The organism is Planotetraspora thailandica (assembly GCF_016863335.1).
Classification (GTDB): domain Bacteria; phylum Actinomycetota; class Actinomycetes; order Streptosporangiales; family Streptosporangiaceae; genus Planotetraspora; species Planotetraspora thailandica.
Window position 1 is genome coordinate 46809 of record NZ_BOOR01000016.1, and the last position, 19437, is coordinate 66245.

Annotated in this window: 16 protein-coding genes; 1 reads left to right on the forward strand and 15 read right to left on the reverse strand. The window is 70.6% G+C overall.

Going from position 1 to position 19437, the window contains the following annotated elements; all coding sequences use genetic code 11:
* Positions 1–98: 98 nt before the first annotated feature.
* The gene (locus Pth03_RS12960; RefSeq protein WP_203944469.1) at positions 99–1073 is read right to left on the reverse strand and encodes a ferritin family protein; all 975 of its coding nucleotides are present in this window, start codon (positions 1071–1073) and stop codon (positions 99–101) included.
* A 290-nt stretch (positions 1074–1363) separates the two neighbouring features.
* Complete coding sequence (locus Pth03_RS12965; RefSeq protein ID WP_203944470.1) at positions 1364–2026, reverse strand: CBS domain-containing protein; 663 nt, start codon at positions 2024–2026, stop codon at positions 1364–1366.
* Between the two features lie 238 nt (positions 2027–2264).
* Between Pth03_RS12965 and Pth03_RS12970 the strand changes: the two genes are divergently transcribed.
* The gene (locus Pth03_RS12970) at positions 2265–2966 is read left to right on the forward strand and encodes a CBS domain-containing protein (RefSeq protein WP_203944471.1); all 702 of its coding nucleotides are present in this window, start codon (positions 2265–2267) and stop codon (positions 2964–2966) included.
* 34 nt (positions 2967–3000) lie between these two features.
* On the opposite strand, the gene Pth03_RS12975 is transcribed toward Pth03_RS12970, so the two are convergent.
* From Pth03_RS12975 to Pth03_RS13035, 13 genes are all read right to left on the reverse strand, one after another.
* Positions 3001–3864 (reverse strand): universal stress protein, encoded by an 864-nt coding sequence (locus Pth03_RS12975; RefSeq protein ID WP_203944472.1) that lies wholly within the window; start codon positions 3862–3864, stop codon positions 3001–3003.
* Positions 3865–4117: 253 nt separating this feature from the next.
* Complete coding sequence (ftsH, locus tag Pth03_RS12980) at positions 4118–6196, reverse strand: ATP-dependent zinc metalloprotease FtsH (protein WP_203944473.1); 2079 nt, start codon at positions 6194–6196, stop codon at positions 4118–4120.
* 103 nt (positions 6197–6299) lie between these two features.
* The gene (locus Pth03_RS12985) at positions 6300–7508 is read right to left on the reverse strand and encodes a class I SAM-dependent methyltransferase (RefSeq protein ID WP_203944474.1); all 1209 of its coding nucleotides are present in this window, start codon (positions 7506–7508) and stop codon (positions 6300–6302) included.
* Between the two features lie 80 nt (positions 7509–7588).
* Positions 7589–8305 carry an ABC transporter ATP-binding protein gene (locus tag Pth03_RS12990; protein WP_203944475.1) on the reverse strand — a complete coding sequence of 239 codons (717 nt, stop codon included), beginning with the start codon at positions 8303–8305 and terminating at the stop codon, positions 7589–7591.
* A complete protein-coding gene (locus Pth03_RS12995; RefSeq protein WP_203944476.1) occupies positions 8298–10247 on the reverse strand; it encodes a branched-chain amino acid ABC transporter ATP-binding protein/permease in 1950 nt (649 codons plus the stop codon). The genes Pth03_RS12990 and Pth03_RS12995 overlap by 8 nt, the downstream gene beginning before the upstream one ends.
* Positions 10244–11113 carry a branched-chain amino acid ABC transporter permease gene (locus tag Pth03_RS13000; RefSeq protein WP_203944477.1) on the reverse strand — a complete coding sequence of 290 codons (870 nt, stop codon included), beginning with the start codon at positions 11111–11113 and terminating at the stop codon, positions 10244–10246. Before Pth03_RS13000 ends, Pth03_RS12995 begins: the two co-directional genes overlap by 4 nt.
* 166 nt (positions 11114–11279) lie before the next feature.
* The gene (locus Pth03_RS13005) at positions 11280–12530 is read right to left on the reverse strand and encodes an amino acid ABC transporter substrate-binding protein (RefSeq protein WP_203944478.1); all 1251 of its coding nucleotides are present in this window, start codon (positions 12528–12530) and stop codon (positions 11280–11282) included.
* Between the two features lie 43 nt (positions 12531–12573).
* The gene (locus Pth03_RS13010) at positions 12574–14268 is read right to left on the reverse strand and encodes an amidohydrolase (protein WP_203944479.1); all 1695 of its coding nucleotides are present in this window, start codon (positions 14266–14268) and stop codon (positions 12574–12576) included.
* Between the two features lie 333 nt (positions 14269–14601).
* Positions 14602–14838 (reverse strand): hypothetical protein, encoded by a 237-nt coding sequence (locus tag Pth03_RS13015; RefSeq protein ID WP_203944480.1) that lies wholly within the window; start codon positions 14836–14838, stop codon positions 14602–14604.
* 394 nt (positions 14839–15232) lie between these two features.
* Positions 15233–16327 (reverse strand): ADP-ribosylglycohydrolase family protein, encoded by a 1095-nt coding sequence (locus Pth03_RS13020; protein ID WP_239118996.1) that lies wholly within the window; start codon positions 16325–16327, stop codon positions 15233–15235.
* A gap of 766 nt (positions 16328–17093) precedes the next feature.
* On the reverse strand, positions 17094–17480 hold the full coding sequence (locus Pth03_RS13025; RefSeq protein ID WP_203944481.1) for a hypothetical protein: 387 nt from the start codon (positions 17478–17480) through the stop codon (positions 17094–17096).
* Between the two features lie 97 nt (positions 17481–17577).
* On the reverse strand, positions 17578–18852 hold the full coding sequence (locus tag Pth03_RS13030; protein WP_203944482.1) for a hypothetical protein: 1275 nt from the start codon (positions 18850–18852) through the stop codon (positions 17578–17580).
* A 148-nt stretch (positions 18853–19000) separates the two neighbouring features.
* Positions 19001–19336, reverse strand: coding sequence for a hypothetical protein (locus Pth03_RS13035; RefSeq protein ID WP_203944483.1), 336 nt, complete (start codon positions 19334–19336; stop codon positions 19001–19003).
* Positions 19337–19437 lie beyond the last annotated feature (101 nt).

The window sequence follows — 19437 nt, forward strand, 5'->3', positions numbered from 1 at the left end:
AGGCTCCGCCCCCGGCCCCGGGCGGCCACAGGGCCGAAGTCCCCCTCGGCGAGGGACCCTCGGCCCTGTGGAGATCCTCTGTTCTTCCTGAGCGGCGATCAGGACGCCGCGGCTCCCGTGTCGATTGCCGACAGAGCCTCGTTGAAGGCCTGCGCGTGGGCCAGCTTGTCACGTGCCGCGGCCGTGAAGAGCTCCGACGACGCCGTGTCTCCCGCCGCCGCGGCCTGCTGCGCGTACATCGGGTACGTCTCGCCGCCCGCGGTGGACTCCTCGGCGATCGCGGTGCGCAGGTTCGTCCCGGTGTCGCGGACGAGACCGGTGAGGTTCGCCTGCTCGGCGAAATGCTCGGCCCGCTCGACCTCAGCGGTGCGGTCGTACAGCGTGGCGAGCCTCGGCTCGCCGGTCGCCCGAGCGCGCTCGGCGTACATGACGTACTTGGCATGCGCGAGCGCCTCGCCCCGCATCGCGGTCCGCAGGTTCCGCATCGTTCGCGGCGACGACACCTGGGGCATCCCGGCTCGGATGCTCGCCGGCTTGACCGTCACATCCGTGGGGACGGCGGTCTCGGAGGATCGGCCCGCGATCGCCTCGGCCGCCCGCGCGAACCTGACGCGGTGCGACGCCTCGTCGCCGCTGATCTCGTTGAACAGCGCCGCCGCCTTGGGCTCGGCGTCCTCCTTCGCCTGGGCGGCGAACCTCTTGTACATGGTCCTCTCCTCGTAGGACTCGCCCCCGGTGCTCTCGCGCAGGTTGGCGGCGTTGTCGCCGACCATGCCGAGCTGCTTCGCCTGCGGGGCGACGAGCCCGCGCAGCTCGCTGGCGGCGGTGCGCTCGAACAGCTCCCGCACCTGCGGCAGGCTCTCCCTCTCGGCCTGCGCCGCGTAGGCGCGGTAGACGGCGTGGGCCATCGCCTCGCCCTCCATGGCGTTTTTCATGTTGGACCGCGTGGACGGGTCCATGTCGTCGGCGCCGGCCACCGACGCCGTGGCGGCCCCGGCCGGAACTGCGACGAACGCGGCCGTGCCCAGAGCGACCAGGCCGGCCTTCCACCAGATGAGACCTCGGGTTTCCATGCGACCCCCCGGGAATCGGCGTGCTCCGGGGGTCCGCCACGAGATGGACCGGGCGGCGCCGCCGGAGCGCGACTGCCGGCCCCCTCTTGGCGCGGAGACCGGACATGTACTCGCGGTGGTACCCGACGAACAGCGCCAAACCTCCCATCAGCCCCATCTGTGCGTGGGCGGAGGCAAAGTGACGACACCGAGCCGTAAAACGGGTCCGCGTCCAGACCCTGCGGCCCATGAGGTCAAGGCCTTAGGTCCCTGGCCGGTGGGGCCACGACGTGCATCCCTCCGGCTTCCGGTCAGAGGAGGGGCGGCGGCACAAGGAGGTCGTCGAAAAGGAAGGCCAGGTCGGCCCTGATGTCGACGACGCCGTCGACGCCGCGTACGGCCTCCAGCAGGGGTGCCAACTGCGAGTGCCGGGGAAGCCACCCCTTGAGGCTGACGACGCCCGACTCGACGGCGACCCGCAGCTCCGCCGGGTCGACGTCCAGCCGCCTCGCGATGGCCTCGATCTCACCGCCGATGTCCTCCGCCGGCCGGTTGAAGACCTTCAGCAGGTCGCGTTGATGGACGGTCCCGGTGATGCGGCCCGTCGCCGGGTCGACCACGGGCAGCTGCTTGATCCTGTTGTGGTGCATCAGGCGTGCTGCCTCGCCCACGGTGGTCTCGCCGGTCACGGTGATCGCGGGGCTGCTCATGAAGTCGTGCGCCGTCAGGCCCGCGGCCTTGCGGTGCTCCGCCCACCTCTTCGGCCCCTGAATGACCCACGGGCCGGGCCGGGACGTCTCCTTGAGAAGCAGATCGTCCTCCGACACCACCCCGACCGGGCGGCGGTCGGCGTCGATCACCGTGACGGCGCCCACCTTGTACCGCTGCATGATGCCGACCAGGTCGGAGAACGACGCGTCCATACGGGCGGCGATGGCCACTTTGCCCATCACGTCCTTCACTTTGACCGCCATGACACGCCTCCCCGGTCGACTTCGCCTCAGTGAGAGCCTCGCGCTGCCGGCCGCCGACAGGTCAGCGGTGAAGGTCCCGCGTGCCGGGGACTTTCGGCCACAGGTCCACCGGCCGAGCGGGCGGCTCCCGTGCCGATCCGGGCGATCGGCCCCGGCAATGAGGTCCTCCGGCCCTTCCCGCTCCACCTCCGGCCGCGATGCGATGGAGACGAGTGCCCGGCCTGAGAGGGAGCCGATCATGCACATGAAGGTCAGAGACGTCATGACCAGGGATGTCGCGTCGGTCAACGGCACCACCCCGTTCAGGGACGTCGCCGAGGTCCTCGTCAACCACCGTGTGAGCGCCGTTCCGGTGGTCGACGGCGACGGCCACGTCATCGGGGTGGTCTCCGAGGCGGATCTGCTCAGGAAAGAGGAATCCCGCGAGCAGTACTACCGCGAGGCCTACCGCCCCTCGCTCCTCCTGCGGCTGCGCCGGCGGGTCAGCCGTCCGGGCGCCGGCGACGGCGGCAAAGCCCACGCGGAGACGGCGGCCCAGCTCATGACCGCACCCGCGATCACGGTGCAGCCCCACACCAGTGTGGTGAGCGCAGCCCGGATCATGGAGGAGAGGGGGGTCAAACGGCTCCCGGTGGTCGATGACGACGGGCGGCTGGAAGGCGTGGTGAGCCGCCACGACGTGCTCAAGGTCTTCGTGCGGACCGACGACGACATCGCGGGCGAGATCCGCCGCGAGATCCTCGACGGGGCCCTCTGGACCGACACGTCGGACGTTCAGGTCTCGGTTCAGGCGGGAGTCGTCAGACTGCGCGGCCACATGACCTGCCGCAGCGACGCGCACATCCTGGTACGGATGACCGAACGGGTGAACGGGGTCATCGACGTGGTCGACGGTCTGACATGGGCCAAGGACGACGTTCCCGGCGACGGCGTCTCATGACGCCGTAAGGCGGGCCTCCCCGGACGTGCGGAGATCACGCCTGCTTCTGCGTGCGGACGACGGCCAGGGGGCACCGCGCGTGGTGCAGCAACGCCTGGCTAACCGAGCCGAGGACCAGCCCCTTGAACTCGCCCAACCCCCGCGACCCGACGACGAGCAGGTCGGCGCCGCCGGAGGCGGCTTTCAGCACCTCGACCGCATGGCCCTGAACGACCTCCTCAGTCACCTTGACCTCCGGGTAGCGCTCCCGCATGCCCGCCACGGCCTCCGCCAGCAGGCGGATCTCGATCTGCTCGTCCTCGTAGGCGTCCCCCACGGGCACGTAGGCGCCGCCCACGCTCCACATCGGCAGCGTCCAGGCGTGCACGGCGCGCAGCGCCGCACCACGCAGCGAGGCTTCGGCGAAGGCGAACTCCACGACCGCGGTTCCCGTGGGCGACCCGTCGACGCCGACGACCACCTCTCCCCGGGGCGGCGTGGCCGGTTCCCGCACCACCACCACGTCGCAGGGCGCATGGCCCGCCACGCCGTAGGCGACAGAACCGAGCAGCAAACCACGGAACCCGCCCAGCCCGTGGTTGCCGACCACGAGCAGATCCGCCCCCTCCGCCGCCTGGATCAGCGCCTGGCGCGGGTCCCCTGCCAGGAGCGCGGTGTCGGCCGGAACCTCCGGCGCGTCGGCGCGTGCACGTTCGGCCGCGGCCGCCACCACGTCCTCGCCGCCGTCGCGCATCCATCTGGCCACGTTGGCGCAGGACCCGCGAGCGACCCCGGCGAAGATCCAGGCGGGGAGGGCGTGCACGATCTTCACGGGCACGCCGCGCAGCGCCGCCTCCCTGGCCGCCCACCCCGCGGCCTCGATGCCCGCCTGCGATCCGTCGACACCTACGATGATCATCGCAAGTCCCCCTCTGTCGCGTATCTCCATGACATGCGTCATGCCGTCGGGGGCTGAAGCGCCGAAAGTCCTTCCGCCCGGGGACCTCCGTCATGCCTCGCCGGGCCGGCCGGACATGCGGGGACAGCGGCGCGCAGATCGCGAAGTGGGCGCCTTCGATGCCGAAGACGAGCAGCTTTCGCGGCATCCGGCCGACCGGAGCGGTCGGCCGGCACCGGCGGCGGCCGGTGCCGGCGTGGCGATCATCGCCGGGTCACATGCCCGACGGTGTGGCGGCCGGATCTTCGATGCCGGACGCCGCCGCCTGCTCCGGCGGCAACCCGGGCGCCGGCGCGCCTCCGGTCTCGCCGCGGGCCACCGCGCCGGGCGCGGTCTCGCGGTCGATCCCGGCCGCGGCGTACGCGTCGTCCTCGTCCAGCGTCTCGGTCTCGAGCAGCCGGTGAGCCAGCCGGTTGAGCTGCTCACGGTGCTCCCCGAGCAGGCGTACGGCCTCGGCGTAGCAATCCTCGACGATCTTGCGGACCTCGCTGTCGACGAGCTCTTTGGTGGCCGGGGCGACGCCGTCCAGGCCGAGTGGGGACTCCTGGCCGGGCGGAGGCAGCACGGTGACCGGGCCGATCGCCTCCGACATGCCCCAGCGTCCGACCATCTGCCGGGCGATGTTGCTGACCTGGTCGAGGTCGCTCTCCGCACCGGTGGTCATGTCGCCGTACACGACCTCCTCGGCGGCCCGGCCGCCGAGCGCGCCGATGATCCTGCCGCGGAGGTACTGCGCGGAGTAGCCGTACCGATCGGTCGCCGGGCTCTGGAAGGTGACGCCGAGCGCCTGGCCGCGCGGGATGATCGAGATCTTCCGCACCGGGTCGGCGCCGGGGGTGAGCATTCCGAGCAGCGCGTGTCCGGACTCGTGATACGCCGTGCGCGCCTTCTCCTCCGGGGTCAGCATGATGCCCCGCACAGTGCCCAGCACGATCTTCTCCAGCGCGTCGGTGAAGTCGTTGTTCTGCACCACGTCGTGACCTCGCCGGGCCGCGAGCAGCGCGGCCTCGTTGACCAGGTTCTTGAGGTCGGCTCCCACCATGCCCGGGGTCGCTGCGGCGAGATCCTCCAGGCCGACGCCGGGCGCGACCGGCACGCCGCGGGTGTGCACCTCGAGGATCTTGCGGCGGCCGACCAGATCCGGCGGGCTGACCGTGACCCTCCGGTCGAAACGCCCCGGACGCAGCAGGGCCGCGTCGAGGATCTCCGCCCGGTTGGTGGCGGCCAGCACGACCACGCCCTCGCTGCCGTTGAAGCCGTCCATCTCGGTCAGGATCTGGTTGAGCGTCTGCTCGCGCTCGTCGTTGCCGCCCAGCGACTGCCCGCCGCCGCGGGCACGGCCGATGGCGTCGAGCTCGTCGATGAAGACGATCGACGGCGCCACCTTCTTGGCCTGGTCGAACAGGTCGCGGACCCGGCTCGCGCCGACGCCCACGATCATCTCGATGAACTCGGAGGCGGAAATCGAGAAGAACGGCACCTTCGCCTCGCCCGCCACCGCGCGTGCCAGCAGCGTCTTGCCCGTTCCGGGGGGCCCGGACAGCAGGACGCCGTGCGGGACCTGCGCACCCAGCCGCCGGTATTTCTCCGGTTCGCGGAGGAAGTCGACGATCTCCGTGACCTCCTGCTCGACCTCCTCGATGCCGGCCACGTCGGCGAACGTCGTCCGGGGACCGCTCTCCGGCTCATAGAGTTTCGCGCGCGACCGGCCGAAGCCGCCGAACCCGCCGAGCCCGCCCGCCCCGGAGGCCATCCGCCGGCTCACCCAGAAGAGGAGGCCGACGAGCAGCAGCGTGGGTCCGAACCCGACGAGAATCTGCTGCCACAGCGGCGGCGGCGCGTCAGGCGGGTTGGCGTTCACCGGTACGCCGTTGCTCTGCAGCATGGCGAACAGATTGTCGTCGGCGAACGACGGGCGCTGGGTGGTGAACCGGTCGACCTGCTGGGCCTGCTTCTCTCCGGTCGGGGTGTAGGACGCCTTCTTGGTGAACGCGCCCTCGATGGTGTCGCCGGTCGAGGTGATCTCCGCGACGTTGACGGCCTTCACCTGGGTCAAGAAGAAGGTGTACGAGACCGGGGTGCGAGCCGGCGGCGCCAGAAGGACCGACGAGACCACCCAGTTGAGGCCCAGCAGAAGCAGCAGCATCCAGCCGAAGCGCAGCCACGCCGGCCGTCGATTCGACGGGCTTGGCCCGCTTCCGTCCGACGGCGACGGTGGTGCTCCCTCGACCCGCCATGGCGGTTGCGCGGGGCGGTCCGTCGCCCGCGTGTTGTTCGGCGTATCGATGGGCATGGTGGGTCCTTACCTCCCGAGTATCAGGTTCATCAAACGATGGACCACCCCATGAACCCCAGACAAATCGGGATCAGACCTCCTGAACCGATGCGCCTTACGGTCAGCAGATCCGATTCGGGCTGTCGCTCAGCGCCGCACGCAGTGCGGGCGGCATGCGATCGACGACGTGCTGCGGATACTCCACCCGCCGGCCGTCCACGCGGACGGCCAGCGCCGGCGGCCGCGCGGTGAAGCACCGGTCGCAGCGGCCGATCGCCCCGACCGGCTGAAACCGGCCGCACTCGGGACACCGGTCCAGGCCACGTTGCGGCCGGCGGCCCGGTTTGCGCCGCCACACGGTGAGCCGATCGGGTATGCCCGGCCAGGACGGCAGGCCGAACTCTTCGGCGAGGGTCCAGTTCAGCGCGAGCTCGCGATGCAGGCGGACGGTGCCGGTGGGGCCGTCCTGGTCCCCGCCGACGTAGAGCAGCGTGTCGCCACGGTACGCGCGCAGCGCGCCGTACCCCGCGGCGTCGTCGTCCGGGGGCGGCCAGCACAGCAGCAGCGTGCGGTGCGGGTCGGCGCGGACCGCCTCCTCAGTGCTCAGCCGCTCGACCTGCGCAAACCCGGGGGCGTCCGCCTGGTGGAACCTGTTGCCGCCGGACGCCGCAGGCGCGGTGTCGACCGCGCGGACGTCCACGCCGCGCAGCCGGAGCAGGGCCGCCCAGTAGCCGGTGCCGGCCCCGCCGTCGAGCACCGGGGAGTGGTCGGCCACACAAGCCAGTGCGGCCTCGTTGGGAATCGCCCACGCGAGCCGGCCGGCCAGCTCCCGCCTGCGCCCGGGCAGATCGAGCATTCGGGCCAGCCCGGGAGACAGCCGCAACGGGCCGACCCCGGGTGGTCCGCCGGCGAGGATCGCCACCAGCTCGAGGTACGGGTTGCCGGCCGGGCCGAGCCTGCTGCGGCCCAGTTCACCGAGCGCGGCGTGGTAGGTCTCCAGCCTGCGCCGCCCCTCGATCCAGTCCTGCTCTGTGGTCGCAGAAGCCGGGCCGCCGGCCGGCCGTACGGCGTCCGGGTAGCGTGCGGCGAAGTCCTCGTACGTCGGCAGTTCGCGCAGCTCGGCGAGGGTGATCGGCGCGAGCCACCGGGACCGGCGGGGGTACGGCTTCCCGGCGGGCAGGTGCCGCCAGCGGTCCGGCCCGTGCGGCACCACGGCGGCACCGCAGCAGGCGCAGATCGGGTGGCCGTCGACGAGCGCCCGCCGGCCGCCGAGCAGCAGCGGTCGCACGGCCTCGCGGTGGCGGCCCGGCGCGGCACTCGCAGACGGCACGTCGGGTGGCACGGCACTGGCGGATGGCGCACCGGCCGGCGCGGCACTCGCGGATGTCACGCCGGCCGGCGCCTGGCCGTTCACAGCCCGAGCACGCTGCGCCGTACCTCGGCGCTGTCGCGCAGCTCGGCGGCCGGGCCGGACATCACCACCCGCCCCTCCCCCAGCAGGTAGGCGCGGCCGGCGATGGCGAGCGCCCGCTGCACGTCCTGTTCCACCACGACGACGCTCACCCCGCGCTCGTTGATCCGCCCGATCGCGTCGTAGACCTCGTCCACCCGGACCGGCGCCAGCCCGAGCGAAGGCTCGTCGAGCAACAGCAGCCTCGGCTGGGCCATTAGGGCCCGGCCGATCGCGACCATCTGCTGTTCGCCGCCGCTGAGGCTGCCGGCGAGCTGACCGGCGCGCTCGGCCAGCCGCGGGAATATCTCGTAGACGCCTGCCAGGGTCTCCCGGTGCGGCCGCCTGGCGCTCTTCCGGTAGGCGCCCAGGACCAGGTTGTCCAGCACGGTCATCCGGGGGAAGATGCGCCGGCCCTCGGGCACGATCGCCACGCCGTGCCCGCAGACCCGGTGACCGCGAAGCCGGGTGACGTCGACGCCGCCGACGCTGATGCGGCCCCGGTGCGCGGGGTGGATCCCGGCGACGGCGTTGACCAGCGTGGACTTGCCGGCGCCGTTGGGACCGACGACGCAGACCGTCTCTCCCTCGTGAACCTCGATCGCCACGTCCCACAGTGCCTGTGCGTCGCCGTAGCGCACGTCGAGATCCCGGACCTGCAACAGCGGCTCAGACATGGGCTTGCCTTCCCAGGTAGGCACGGATGACGGCGGGGTCGTTGAGCACGGTCTGCGGCTCGCCGTCGGCCAGGCAGGTGCCGCGGTCGAGCACGACGAGCCGCGTGGCCAGCTGGTTGAGCACCCGTAGCAGGTGTTCGACGATGACGATGGTGATGCCGCTCTCGTGGATCCGGCGCACCACCCGTACCGCGTTGTCGACCTCGGCCGGGTTGAGTCCGGCGAGCGCCTCGTCGAGCAGCAGCACCTTCGGGCTGGAGGCGATGGCGCGGGCCATCTCCAGCAGCTGCCGCTGATGCAGGTTGAGGTCGGCCGGGTGGGCGTCGGCCAGGTGGTCCAGCGCGACCGTGGCGAGATGCCGTTCGGCGATCGGGCGGGCCCGGTGCAGCGGCAGCGGCTCCCGGCCGAACATGATGGCCATGGCCACGTTGTCGCGGACCGTCATCGAGTCGAACGGCCGTGGAATCTGGTAGGTGCGGGCCATCCCGACGTGAGCGATCTTGTGCGGGGCCATGCGGGTGATGTCCTGCCCGTCGAGGCGGATCACGCCGCGGGTCGGCCGGAACGCGCCCGAGAGCAGGTTGATCAGTGTCGTCTTGCCCGATCCGTTCGGCCCGACCAGGCCCACCAGTTCACCGGCCCGGATGTCCAGCGTGACGTCCTCCAGCGCGTGCACGCCGCCGAAGTAGCGGGCCACCTGGCGGCACTCGACGAGGACCGCGCCGGGCTCGTCGCCGGGCGTCCCGGCCTCGGCCTCGGCAGGCTCAGGATCGGCGATCGCGGGCTCGGCGATCGCGGGCTCGGCAGGCACGGGCTCGGCGGTCGTTCGGGCCCGCCGGCCGAGCGGCAGCCGGGCGGTGGCCCACCGTGAGCCGAGCACGATCGCCAGCAGGGCGGCCACGAGCATCCCGACGACCAGCCAGTCGAGGAATTCGCCCCAGACGTTGAGCACCGCCAGTCCCCCGCCGACCACGACCAGGGAGCCGAGCGAGACGAGGGGGCGGGCCCGCAACCGGGCGTACAGGCCGTCCGGGGAGACCGCGACCAGCAGCGCGAGGACGCCACCGAGAATGATCGAATTCCAGGCGTCCAGTCCGTACGAGGAGAGCCGGTCCTGCAGGGTGACGATCAGCACCGCGCCGATCACCGGGCCGAGCCAGTGGGTACGGCCGCCGAGCACCCCCATCACGATGACGAAGAGCGGGATGGTCAGGCCGAAGACGCTCTCCACGGTGACGAAGCCGATCTGCAGCGCGTAGACGCTGCCGGCCACGCCGCCGAGCACGCCGCTGATCAGCATGGCCAGCATCTTGTAGCGGAAGGTGGCCACCCCCAGCACCTCGGCGACGTCCTCGGCGTCGCGGATCGCCGCGAGCGCCGAGCCGGTCCGGCTGTGCTGGATGGCGTACGCGGCCGCGACCGCGATGGCCGCGATCAGCAGGGCGAGGAGGTACTGCAACTCCGGCAACGAGCCGAACGCGTCGGGCACCTCCGGGACCGGGACGGTGGTGCCCTGCCCGCCGTCGATCGACTGGTTGATGCGGGCGAACGCGGCGAGGATGAACGGCACGGCGAGGGTCAGCAGGGCGAAGATCTCGCCGCGCAGCGAGCCGAGCCGGAACGCGACGGCCCCCACCCCGAGCGCGAGCAGGCCGCACAGGACGGCGGCGAGCGGCACGGTGAGGAAGAAGTTGACGCCGTGCCGCCCGCTCAGCACCGCCGTGGTGTAGGCCCCGACGCCGACGTACGCCGCCTGGCCGAAGCTGAAGTATCCGCTGTATCCGGACAGGATGTTCCAGCTGGTGGCCTGCGCGATCCAGAAACAGATCGAACCGAGCAGGATGAGGTAGAACGACGGCAGGCCGAGCGGGTCGCTGAACGCGCCCACGGCGACCAGCACCAGGAATGCCACCAAAAGCCCGATGCCACCTCGGCGGATCATCGGACACCTCCCGCCGCGAACAGACCCTGCGGACGCAGCAGCAGAGCCAGGATGATTGCCGAGAAGAGCACGAACGGCGCGGCCGCGGGCGACCACACCGCGGAGACCACGCCGGACAGGACGCCGACCAGGATGCCGGCCGCGAACGTCCCCACCACCTCGCCGATCCCGCCGAGGATGACCACCGCGAAGACGGTGCCGAACCACTCGTACGCGGTGTCCGGGGTCAGCGCGTTCGAAAGGGCGAAGACCATGCCGGCCAGGGCGGCGGTGGCCCCGACCACCCCGCCGAGCAACACGCTGAGCCGGCGGTGGTCGACGCCGAACGCGCCTGCCACCGCCCGGTCCTGCGCGATCGCCCGCATCGCCCGGCCGGCGAAGGTACGGCGCAGCACCAGGTGGGCGCCGAGCACCACCAGCGCGGCCAGCCCGAAGGCGACCAGTGTGGTGACGGGGAAGACCAGCCGGCCGAGCGCGACCGACTGGGTGGCGTACGGGTTGACGTCGGCGGACATCCGCCGGAAGTCGGCGCTCCAGATGTTGCTCGTCACCTGGATGGTGATGATCAGCAGTCCGAAGCTGACCAACAGCGAGTTGAACTCGGTGAGCCGCAACCGGTCGAACAGCCACTGGATCGCGGCCCCGGCGACGAACATGGCCGGCACGGTGACCACCAGCGTCAGGACCGGGTCGAGGTGCCAGGAGGTGGCCACCTGGAAGGTCAGGTACGCGCCGATCAGGATCAGCCCGAAGTGGGCGAGGTTGATGATGCGAAGTACGCCCCAGGTCACCGATAGACCGGCGGCCATGAGGGCGTAGAGGCCACCGATCAGCGCTCCGGTGAGCGTGGCCTGAATAACGTTCATGTGGGGGTCGCCTCGAGTCGGGCCGGGCCGCGGGGTCGGCGGCACGGCGTCGGCACGTGTAGGGGGCCGTCGGGTACGTGGCCGGGGAACCACGTACCCGACGGCGTTGTGCGGTGGTGGCAGGAAGACCCGGGTGCCCGGCGCGGGCCGGGCACCCGGGCGGCGGTCAGGGGCGGGGGCCCTCCAACTTCGCGGCGGCCCGGTCGGCCGGCCACACGGTGACCCAGTCGCCGTTCTGGATCTGCTTGATGCTCTGCGTGGTGGGCCAGAAGTTGTGCGCCTTCGGGTCGAAGGTCAGGTGCCCGCTGAACGTCGTGTCGGCGCCCTTCTGGTGCAGCGTGTCGCACATCTTCCGCTGGTCGGTGCCACCGCTGTTCTTGACCGCGTCGGTGAGGATCTCCCACGCGTTCCAGGACGCCGCGGCCTGCGTCTCGAAGACCGTGTACGGCAGCTTCGCCGCCTCCGCGCGCTTGGTGAAGTCGGCGGTGATCGCCGTGGCCTCCGGGCCGAGCTTGTCGAGGGTCGGCTTGTTCGGCTCGAACATCGAGACCGACAACATCCCCTCGGCCTCGTCGCCGAGCGCCAGCAGCGGTCCGGGTGCGGGGAACAGCCCGAACATCTGCTTCGGCTTGTAGTTGAGCTGGGCCATCGCCTGCAGGATGTTCGCCGCGTCCACCCCGAGGCCGTTGTCGATGATCAGGTCGGGGTCGGCGTCGCGCACCTGGGCGGCGATCGGCGCCCAGTCGGTGGTGGTCGGCGGGTAGTGGATGTCGGCCACCACGTCGAGGCCGCGCTCCTTCGCGATGCTCAGCGCGCCCGACTTGTCGTCGCCGAACCCGTCGGAGACGAAGGCGGCCGACCCGCTCTGGCTGGTCAGCACCGCGATCTTCTTCGGCGGGCTGGGCAGCGTGGCCACCGCGTCGAACAGCTGGTTGGGGATGAAGCTGTTCGGCGTGGGGCCGATCGACCAGGCCGGGAACTGGCAGTCGTAGGTCAGCTGCGGGGCCAGCACGGCGCTGTGCTGGGGCATGACGTACCCGTGCCGCTGGGCGACCGCCATCGCCGACAGGATGTTCGGCGTCGCGTACGGCCCGAGGATCAGGTCGACCTTGTCCTGGCTGATCAGGCGCTCGTAGAGCTGGCTGACCTTGGCCTGGTCCGACTGGTCGTCGACGACCTTCCACTCGACCTTGCGGCCGAGCAGCCCGCCGTTCGCGTTGAGCCGGTCGACGAACTCCTGCCCGGCGATCTTGTGGATCTGGCCGGTCGCGGCGAATGCGCCGGTCAGCGACAGGGTGGAGCCGACGACGATGGGCTTGTCGCCGTCCCCGCCGGAGCCCGAGCCGTTGCCGCATCCCGCGGCCGCGGCGCCGAGCACCAGGGCGGTGCCGATGACAGCTAGGGAGCGCCTGCGCATCTGGATATGACCTTTCGTTGGGGGGTGCGGGGGCAGCGAACGGTCAGTGCACGGCGCCGGTGTCGTGCACGACGGCGCCGCCGACCACGGTCAGAACCGACGAGATCCTCTTGAGCCGCTCGTCCGGGACGGTGAAGTAGTCGTCGTTGAGCACGACCACGTCGCCGAGCCGGCCGACCTCGAGGCTGCCGAGCAGGTTCTCGTCCTCTCCACCGAGGAACCACTGGTTGTCGCGGGTGTAGAGGCGCAGCAGCTCCTGCCGGGTGATCTGCTGGCCGGCGTTGATCACCTGGCCGCGGGCGTTCTTGCCGGTGACCGCGTAGTAGGCGTGGATCCACGGGTTCATCGGGGCGATCTGCATGCCGTCCGAGCTCATTCCGGCCGGAATGCCGTTGTCGAGGATCATGCGGAACGGCGGCCCGGCCGCCGCACCGGTGCCGGCGAGGTACTGCCAGCCGGTGAGGTTGACCCCGCCGCCGATCGCCTTGAGCCGGTTGACGTACTCCTCGGTGATCTGCGGGACGTGGGCGACCACCCAGCGCAGGTCGGCGATGCTCGTCTCGGCGTGCACCGCCTCGAAGGCCTGGATCTGGGTCTTGAAGTCGCCCCCGGTCAGCGAGTGCACCTCGACACGCCAGCCGGCCTTGGCGGTGCGCCGCGCGGCCTCCAGGAAGACCGGGCCGCCGGAGTAGCTGGCGGCGATGAACTCGCCGATCGCACCGGTGCGGACCATGTCGTTGCCGAAGAACTTGAACGCGTTGAGCAGTCGCTGGTTGAGCGTCGTCACGTTCGTGTCGGTGTCCTGGTGCAGATAGTTGATCCGCAGCCGGATGATGCCTTTCTCCTCGTCGTAGACGGAGAGGAAGGGCAGGTTCATCGTGTAGTTGTCCTCATGGGCAGCGCCGTCGGACGGGGTGTTGGTCGCCTGGAACGCGCCCTGGTCGAGGTGCGTGGTGACGCCGAGGCTGACGGCGTACTCCATCGCGTCGAGCACGCCGCGCTTGCGCTGCTCGAAGGTGAGCGTCTGGCGCAGCGCGAGGGTGGCCTTGCCGGTCTCGGTGCCGCCGGCGATCGAACCGTCCGCGCCCACTGTCACCGGGATCGCGGCCGCTTCGAAGAACTTCTTCCCGAGGCTGTTGGTGACCGACGGCCCGGTGAAGCCGATGGACAGGTAGACCGGGTGGTGCGGCAGCGCCTTGTCCAGTTCGGCGAGGGTGGGCAGCCGTACTTCCGTGAACTGGTTGAAGTGGAAGCCGCCGATGGTGGTGATGAATTCGCCCGCGGGGACGTGGCGGGCCCGGTCCCGCAGCGTGTTCTGGACGTCGGCGATGGAGTAGGCGTTCTCCAGCGGGGTGTGGTGACCGGGCCGGTTGCCCATGAGCACGACGTGGTTGTGGCAGTCGATCAGGCCGGGAACGGCGGTCCGGCCGCGGAGGTTGATGGTGCGCGGATTGCCCTCGAAGCCGCGGGTGGCGGCCCGCTCGTCGTTGCCGACGTACACGATCTTGCCGTCCTGGATCGCCAGCACGCTGGCCACCCGGTCCCGCCGGTCCATCGTGTGGATGCGCCCGTTGTAGAGCACCAGGTCGGCGCGGAGAGCGCCCTCGCGATAGTGCTGCTCCTGGGCGAGTGCCGGACCGGCGCCGGTGGCCGCGCCGATGGCGGCGGCCGCGCCGGCCACCGCTCCGCCACGCAGGATGCTGCGGCGGGAAAGTCCTCGTTGTTCGTCGTTGCTCATGTGCGGTTTCACCTCTTGGGGGATGTGCGCCGGCTGCCGCCGGTGGGCGCGGTGCGAGGTTGGGACGAGGGCCACCGGGGACGCGCAGTGGCCGGACGGTGGCGTGTCCGGAGATCTGGGCCGCGCCCGGGTCCGGACGGCGCCGTGGCGACGGCCGTCCGGAATGCGGGTGGGGGTTCGGTGGGCCATCCCGTGATTCCGGTACGGGTGCATGCCGGAGCACAGGGGCTCAGATGTGGATGGGGGGCGGGGGGGTGACCGGCCGGCCCGTGCGGGCGGCCGGGTTTGCTCAGCTGGCCGCCGCCGGGTTTCGGCCGCGGCCGGCCGGGTTGGTCAGTGGTCGGGGTCGAATCGGGCCGCGGGCGGAACCGGTCCGTGCGCCCGGTGGCCGCCGGACATGGCGACCGCGGCAGCGGCGGTCGGTCCGCCGGGACCGATCGGCACCGCAGCGCCGGGGATCGACTCGGCCGGCCGCGCCGTGGCCTGCTGCGCGCAACGGTGAACGGCTGGTGGCCGGGTGCAGACGGCCGCGGCGCCGGAAGTGGAAACAACTGCTGGCGACAGTGTCATAACTCTCCTCCGGAGCCTGAGCCGTGCACGCGGTCCGCCTTTGCGGACGATCGTCCGCCAGACGGACGTTGCGCAGGTCACAATCTGCGCTCACGCCTGGATAATGTCAAGACTCTCGAATGAAACAATTAGTCGCTCTTGCGGACCAATGTCCGCTGCACGGTCAATGGCCCGCCGGTTTCGCCTGGTCGGGCAACCGTACGGCAGGCCCTGCGACGGGAGCGGGCCGATAGCCCGGCCCGGTGATCATGCTGTCGGCATGACGAAGCGACGCGTCCGCGGCCCAAGTGGCGACGGCGACAGGGTGAACGGCTCAGGACCGGAACGACGCCGGCGGCCGGAAAGGGAAGACGGAGATCAGTCGATCATGTGAGAGCCGGAGGGAGACCGCAGGTCAGCACCCCGGATACCTGTCCCCCGCGACGTCCTCGCCGGTGAGCTGGGCGGCGAAGTCGTCGGCGAGCCGGGTGACGGTGTCGGCGCCTTCCAACCGGGACAACCACCGGTGGGGCAGGGCGGCCTCGCCGTACGCGGCTCCGAGGAGGTTGCCGCAGAGCGAACCGGTGGAGTCGCTGTCGCCGGAATGGTTGACGGCGAGCAGCAGCGCCTGCTCGATGTCGTCCTCGCTGACGAGGGCACAGTAGACGCCGATCGCGAGCGCCTCCTCGGCGACCCATGCACCGCCGAGGCGCTCCACCGTCTCCGGCGACCGCTGCTCCGTATCGGCGAGGGCGAGCGCAGCCCGCATGGCGGCGGTGGTCTCCTCGTGTGCGGGCCGCTCTTCGAGGAGGTCGAGCGTGTCCTGCACGGCCTGCCGCAACGGCCGGCCCTGGACGACGAGGCAGACGAGCGCGGCGAAGGCCCCGGCCGCGAGATAACCGGTGGGGTGCCCATGGGTGATCTGGGCGCAGTCGACCGCGAGCTGGAAGGCCCTGCGCGGATCGCGTACGGCCAAACCGAACGGAGCCGAGCGCATGACGGTGCCGCAACCCTTGGAGCCGGGATTGACCGGACCGGGCTTGCCTGGGGCGGCGAGCGCGCCGAACTCGGAGTGCAGCCCGGACAGGCAGGCGTTGCCGGGTGCGCGACGCGAGTACAACCACGTTTGCCGGCGAAGCCAGCCCGTGCGGACGAGTCCGTCTTCCGGCGGCGGGGTGGAATGGTTCTGGGTGTCGAGCCAGCGCAGGTAGGCGTTGCGCACGACGGTCACCTCGGCGCCGCCGATGCCCTTTGCCGCCGCCCGGACGTTCGCGCGGATCAGCCCCTCGACGGTGAACAGCGTCATCTGGGTGTCATCGGTGACCAGACCGGTTTTGCCGCGCCAGTCGTGCACGAGGTCGGTCAGCCCCTCCGGGCCGTGGATTCGCCGGATGGTCGCGATCGAATCGAACTCGATGGGCGCGCCCAGCGCGTCACCGATCGCCCCGCCCAGCAGGCAACCACGCACCCTGCTCGGAAATGCCATGTCACCCGTGCCGCTGTCGTTCACGACGATGCTTTCCTCTCGCCTGCTGAACCGACCGTATCGAAGGAGGGTGACATTTTGTGATTCATCCCTCCGATCTGGAGGACAATCGACACCTGCCGGCCCGGACCCGGCCCTTCTGAGTCAGACGGTTGAGGAGGCCTTTTCTTGAATCTCCGAACCAGCCACGTAACGGCGACCGTCACGCCGGCCAAGGTGGCCAGACCGATGATTTCCAGAGAATTACTGCCGGCGTAGTCACGGGTCACGGCTCTCGTCAACCATGGGAGGCGGAACAGTGCGGATACCCCGAAGACGACGCCCGCTCCGATGAGTACCAAAATCCCCCAGACAACCAACTCACCGACAACCTCCCCGATGAGGTCCATAAATCGTCGGCCTAAACGGCGCATTCCACACCTCCCCTGGGCCAACGCAAATCATGACGGAAAACGATCTACACGGCTATCGGAGTTCCGTGTGCCGACCGAGCCTGAGCAGCTCGGACCCCGAATCAGCCTGTTCGACTACGCGGTGCGCCTGCACCGGCAAGATCCGGACTCCCCCCTGCCGCGCGACGGTGAGCCCATTGGTGCGAAACGGTTCGCGCGAGGCCGCCGGACAGCGACTTCTTCGCCTGGTTCACCGACAACGTGACAGCGCGTCTGCGACTACGGGCTTGGCACGACGCCGACGATCCCAGCTGACAGATCGCGACGGCCCCCGCCCTCCGACGTGGACACTGTTGGTGATCATCCGGATTCTGGCCGCCTACCCTGCCGGGCGGACGCTATGCTTCCCCGCCACTACCAAGCGAGACAAAGAGGCTGGTCACCGCGAGCGCCAGCGCAGCCGGCGTCCCGGTGTACCGCTCCGGCCTACTGCGGGACAGCGCGTTGACGAAGACACTGAGAGTCATCAACCCGCACACTGCCCAGCTACCGACAACCGCGACGGACTCTGCCAGCACATCAATCCGGCCGACCCGATTCAGGATCACAAACGCGAACGCGACATACAGCACGAGCGAGACAGCGCTCCCAACCCGGAGCCGAACGGGAAGGACTCGGTGCTGACCGCCCCACGCGAGCCTCCCCCACGGAGCGCCGCACACGAGCGCGAGTTGGAGTACAGACAGCGGGACGAGGAGGGCGACGAAGATACCTGCGGCTGCCACAGTGACAGCCTAGGGCTCGATCTTCCACTCGGATAGATGATCGGTTGTCGCTGGACAGCACCTCATCCTTGACCTGACATGCCGCCGCTGCCGCGGTTCACAGCAGGATGCGCCGCCGGGCCGAGGGATCGGGGGGCAGCCGGAGAAGGGCGAGCTCCCTCAGGGCTCGCGCGGCTCCGGTACGGCGCGCCAGCACCAGCGCCTCTCGCGCCAGCGCCGCCGCCCGTTCCCGCTCGTGCGCCTCCGCGTACGCGTGGGCCATGCGGGCGGCCGCGAACGCGGCGGCGTAGCCGGGGCCGTAAGAGATTCGTTCACCGGCCGGGCCCGCCTCGACGTGTTCGCGGACACCCTCGCGACCGCCGGCCTCGAACGCGGCGGCCTCCCGTTCGAGAATCTCGACGGCCCCGGCGGGACGGCCCAGGTCGACCAGGCAGCCGGCGCACAGCACGGCCTCCGGCTCGGCGGGGACGTCCAGGCGATATCGCACGTCCTCTCCCTGTTCTCGCTGCTCCGGCGGCGACGCCGATTCCTCCAGGCACCGGTGGCACAGGTCCTGCTCGCCGGCGATGGCGTGGCCCTGTGCCTCGTACCGCCGCGACACCGCCGTCATCCAAGCCGTTATGCGGCCGCGTTCCCTGGCGGACACGGCGGCCTCGACCGCCTCTCGAGGGCCCGTCGCGTCGACGAGCCCCGCCCGCTGCACGAGGGCGTAGGTCTCCAGCAACGTGTCGGCGCACTCCCGTGCCTCGCCGATGGCGCGGTCGGACCACGTCCGCGCGCCACGCGCGTGCCCTGCCTCGTGCTCCAGGCGGCTGATCAGCTCCGCGTCCCGCGACGCGAGCGCTAGGAGCGACCGCCGTACGGCGGGCCGGGCCTCCCTGCGGAATTCCTCGATCGCGGCGAAGACCGGGCGCAGGGCGGCGACCAGGCTGGACGGCACCCGGTCGATCCGGGAGAAGGCGTCGACGAGCGCCTCGAAGTAGCGGACCGTCCCCTCGTCCGCGCGGCCGGGCTGCTCGATCGCCCGTCCGGCCCGCTCCTCCTCGTCCTCGGAGACTAGGCCCGGCACGAGCGGGATCCCGGTGATGTGGTGCCAGAGAGTCGTGCCGGACTGCTCGCCCACGAACAGGCCGCGCTCGGGCAGGCCGAAGGCCCGACACAACAGGTCCGTCTCGGCCTCGCTCGGGCGCCGCTCACCGCACTCCCACTCGCGGACGATCTCCGCGAGCGTGTCGGCTGACGGCAGTCGGTCGCGCTCCTCCTCGTCCGCCGCCTCGCGAAGCCGACATCCCAGTCCGTGGCGGCTCCACAGGCGGCTCTCACGCAGCACACGCAGCCGAGCGGCCCAGATCGGAACATCTATGCTGATCATGACGTGCCCCCGTCCCCCTCTCCCATCGTCCGCCTCAAGCAGAGGGTCGTCCACCCCAGGAGACCCTTGCCGGCGGCGCGAGGAGCGCATCCGCGGACGTGCGCGAGCGGCGCCTTCCATGTGCCCTGCATCGGACAGGTGATGCCCCTTACCGCCGATCACCGGGTGACGAACAGCCGAAGACCGGGATATCCAGGCGTTCGCTGTAAAGGGTGCGAATGCCGCCTTCGGTTACGTACGCCGACTTTCTCGCCCGAGGCCATCGTTCTGCGCCGCTACGTGAAAGTCGCGCGGTGTTATGCGGAATTTGGTGCACGATCATCTGGATCTTGTGCGCTGTCATAGAAATCACGATCTCTGCCGCTGCGCCCGCACCCGCACCACCCTCCACCATGCCGTTCGCCCTCGAAGACCACATCCCTTGATCGCCGCGCGAGAGAAGCCTTCCGGAAATTTCGCTTTTTCGGATCAGCTTCATCGTCATTTCCGGTCTCTCGCTTCGGCCAAAAGCGGCCACGGAAGCCGGCGATCAATTTCGGGAGATCACCCCCTATTCCCCGGCATCACTTCCATGTAGCGTCCGGT